Source organism: Paenisporosarcina sp. P4_E4_2 (assembly GCF_056401595.1).
In genome coordinates this window covers 1-3,680 of sequence record NZ_JBFUJC010000313.1, presented here as the reverse complement: position 1 = coordinate 3,680, position 3,680 = coordinate 1, and the positions used below count along the sequence as shown (strand labels likewise).

At 34.1% G+C, this 3,680-nt stretch carries 6 protein-coding genes; all 6 read right to left on the bottom strand.

The window, feature by feature from the left end:
- Positions 1–391: 391 nt before the first annotated feature.
- The 6 genes from AC1DSB_RS16165 to AC1DSB_RS16140 all read right to left on the bottom strand — a co-directional run bounded on the left by AC1DSB_RS16165 (position 392) and on the right by AC1DSB_RS16140 (position 3,520).
- Entirely contained in the window at positions 392–703 is a 312-nt protein-coding gene (locus tag AC1DSB_RS16165; protein ID WP_477531622.1) for a DUF3784 domain-containing protein, read from the bottom strand.
- Between the two features lie 100 nt (positions 704–803).
- Positions 804–1,202 (bottom strand): hypothetical protein, encoded by a 399-nt coding sequence (locus AC1DSB_RS16160; protein ID WP_477531623.1) that lies wholly within the window; start codon positions 1,200–1,202, stop codon positions 804–806.
- A gap of 102 nt (positions 1,203–1,304) precedes the next feature.
- Positions 1,305–1,784: a hypothetical protein gene (locus AC1DSB_RS16155; RefSeq protein WP_477587107.1), complete on the bottom strand. Its 480-nt coding sequence runs from the start codon at positions 1,782–1,784 to the stop codon at positions 1,305–1,307.
- Between the two features lie 210 nt (positions 1,785–1,994).
- Positions 1,995–2,213 (bottom strand): hypothetical protein, encoded by a 219-nt coding sequence (locus AC1DSB_RS16150; protein ID WP_016427953.1) that lies wholly within the window; start codon positions 2,211–2,213, stop codon positions 1,995–1,997.
- Between the two features lie 340 nt (positions 2,214–2,553).
- Complete coding sequence (locus AC1DSB_RS16145; RefSeq protein ID WP_477531625.1) at positions 2,554–3,018, bottom strand: phage tail protein; 465 nt, start codon at positions 3,016–3,018, stop codon at positions 2,554–2,556.
- 22 nt (positions 3,019–3,040) lie between these two features.
- Positions 3,041–3,520: a GyrI-like domain-containing protein gene (locus tag AC1DSB_RS16140; RefSeq protein ID WP_036659425.1), complete on the bottom strand. Its 480-nt coding sequence runs from the start codon at positions 3,518–3,520 to the stop codon at positions 3,041–3,043.
- Positions 3,521–3,680: the final 160 nt, after the last annotated feature.

Genomic DNA, 3,680 nt, shown 5'->3' with positions numbered 1-3,680 from the left:
ATATTGTATAAAGCAATCCATTGTCACCGTTTGACCAAGGATTTAACCCTAAAAATCTTAATAAACCATCTCCATAGGACTCTCGATTACCGAATGAAATGGAAAATAATATTCCAATTATAAATAGCAATAATGAAATCGAACCTAACCCAATTTTCTTATAATCTTTTTTCAAGATTAACCCCCCCATTCGAAAACTATTATTTACATTTACACCAATTCGGCACTCTCTTAATACTTCCTTCTTATTGAACTAAACTGCCCCGTTAGTTCAATAAGGTTTCCCCCCTATCAACAGCAAATACCTTTTGTTTATGGTCGTGCTAGATTATGTGGAATCCGCCATTTCCTTTTACAGAAAGTTACTCCTACTGACAATCATAATGTAATGCTAATTAACCTTCTTCCTATTTAAAATATTAATATAAATTACTAGAGGTATAGTTGATAATGAAATAAAAATTATAAAGAAATAAATAATATATGTCCCAATATATTCTACTGCTAATGGTAACGGGAAAATGACTATTCCTATAATTATCGAATAAATACCCATTACTTTACCTAATTTTTCTTTGTCCCCCCCGAACGTTTCGTCATTGTATCCAGCTATTAGAAATAATTTTTTCTTTACCCAAATTAGATATGCCATTAAGAACATTAATAAGCCAACAATACCGCATATTAGAACTGCAACATACAATTTCATCTTCCTCCACACCAGAAGTATTTTGATACTATTCTTATCATGAGTAATTCACATTGGCAAAACGCTTGGATAGAATATTCCAAGCATTTTCCATTTATTTTAGTATTTCGAGAAATTCTATTCTATGATTTTCATTCTTTATTCTTAATACGTCGTTTTTAGATGGTCTCATTACAAATACGTTTAATCCTTCGTGATTCCAAACAAGAAATCCATCATTAGTACCGTTTTCATATATAACAGTAACCTTATAGTCTTCTCGCTTTTCCATTTCATAATTGACATTCTTTTCGTGGTTTGCTCTGTTTAATAACTTTGAAGTCTTTATCGTAGAATTATCTTTAATAACTTTTCCTTCATTAAAATCATTTGTGCCTCTATCGAACTTTTGCACTTTAATGCTCTCAATATTTGAAAACCCATTAGAAAGTATTGCATAGCCACTACTGATTACGATCACTAATCCTATTAAAAGTAAAACCCATTTCTTCATCAAATCACCCCTTATAGTTTTTCTATGGTCACCGTTTTTCAACTAACCTGTCCCGTTAGTAGAATAAGAAAAAGACAGTTTAAGCAGCTCAGTGATCTTCAACTAGAGGCAAATCCCTTTTATCCTCAACAATCCAAAATAAATTGATAAAATCCCCAATAATAAAAGTGGTGTAATTAAAGGTTGAGTTAAATTCCCAATAGGTAATGGTGTAATCAAAGCTAAAGCATAACTCACAAGAAGGATAGCTATAAATACGCCAATATGAATTAGTAAAAAACGCTTAAACATGTTCTTATCTTTCCGATACAAAACTAATACAATGCTAGCTACTATAATAAATAAAGCTAAGAACATTACTTCCATAATCGATGTCCAAGTCCCTAAAAGGCTAATACTTTGAATATTTTCTTGGGTTAGGTTGATTTTCGATATCCAATAATCTGATTTATTTCGCCTATAACTTTCGAGCAAGATATAACACATATAAAATAAAAGCATTAGTGCAAGATAAAGATAAGTTATTAACTTATACTTCTTATGTAATACTTTGCCTACTTTCAGTCTCCAGCTTTGTTCCAACATACAGCCCTCTTTTCAATTACTGAACTTTTCAACATAAAAGAACTATTTCGATAAACTTCCATAAAATACCTCTTCGTTAGGCTAACCTGCTTCGTTAGTTGAATAATAAATAGGCTTTACCCCTTATTGAAGTAAAGCCGCCGTTTGTTTAAGTACATTTCTTCAAAAAATGAACTACCTCCCTCTAAAACCATTGCCAAAAACTTACTAAATCCCACTAAACCACCACCCAATAAGAATGAGACTCGCTCCCCCCCAAACTGTGGTTCCCACTATCCACCAAACTATGGATTTAGTTGAACTTTTCTTACTTTCCATATTTCTTATTATAAAAGTGAGCTTACTATCCATATTTTTTTTCATAGAAGCGAGAACAATAAATCCGATTATGATGAAACCAACAGTTATCCAAAGTAATAAATCCAATTTTTTAATACACCCCCTTTTTTGTGAATTACTTTCCTAACTTGCTGCGTAACTTAAGAACTTCCCTTCGCAATTTCTATTATATTTTAAACATAAATATCCAATTATCTTCGGAGAAAGTCTTCTTGTTGCTTTGGAATAAAGTTTGATTAAAAAGTACCACGAAAACCCATATTTTACGATAAATTAAAAGAATCCATTTTGAAAGAAATTGATCAAAATGGATTCTTTATCAGCAGATTTAAGTTTGGTTTTATAAAAAAGTTTGATCATTTCTGTCTGTGTTGTTCCACAATCGCGCCCTTTAATGGAATAACAAGGACTTGCGCTTTTGCTTACTTTAATATTCTCCTTTAATTACAAAAAACGAGCCCCGAATTGTTCCAGCTAGTTTAGACTTCTGCCTAGCAAACTTAAACTTCCCTTCCAACTCCTTTGGTACCTCCATCCCCTCAGAAAGCTTAAAACCAACGGCCCGCTTCTTAGGGCCATCAACTGTATACATGACGTTGACCACAAGGCCATCCTCATAAATGACGTAGGCAAATTTGATATTTTCCAGTTGAAAACGCGACGTTTCTAAAGGTTTGGCCGCAAACTCAATATCACGATCTTCTTTCAAAATTCGGTTCACATAATCAAGGGTCTCCTGGCTTTCGCTAGCTGGTACAACCGTAAATTCATGCTTGTATTTGTTCATAAAGTAACGGGCTTCATTAGCACGTAAACCAGCAAGCGCCTCTACTACAGGTGAAGATTCTAAACCAACCGTAGACACATTTTTAAAATCAACGATATAGGACATTTCCATCTCTCCTTTTATCTTTTTATTTCCTAACAACAGGAATCCACATTTCACCAAAAACTAAGCCGTTTCGCTGCCCCATCTCAACCGTTGCATTTGGCCCACCAACATAGGCAAAATTCTTTGCTTCTGGCAAGACTTGACCGAAGGCAAGGCCAGCAAGCTTATTATTCAATTCATCAGCCGTCTTACCTTCCCCATTAACAACTAGGTATTCCCCTTTAGGAAATTGGATTACTCTGGCTTCTTCTGGTGCCGATGCCTCTGTCATAACGCCAGCATAATGCATCATCTTGTTATTCACTGCTTCGTTCACGGCAAAAATGTAGTCATTTGTGGCTATGGCTTTTAAAGAGTCAAGCCTTCCATCTTGGCTGAAGGCTTGCCAAAAGTCTGACTTTTCCTTGTTTATGCCAGCAAAGTCTGTGTAATCGCTCTTAAGCTCAGTTCCAAAACCTAAAACGGTAAAGCTGTCTTTTTCTTCTAAGGTATAATCTGCCATATTCAAAACCTTCCTCTTTTTTATATTTATCAAATGAATTGTCTTCTTCACTTGATAGGTTTATGATAGCCTTAAATCATGTCAAAAAATGATACTGTTTAGGAGTCACGATGAAAAAAGTTGAACGGATTAATATCATCATGCRGTATATCAACAACCG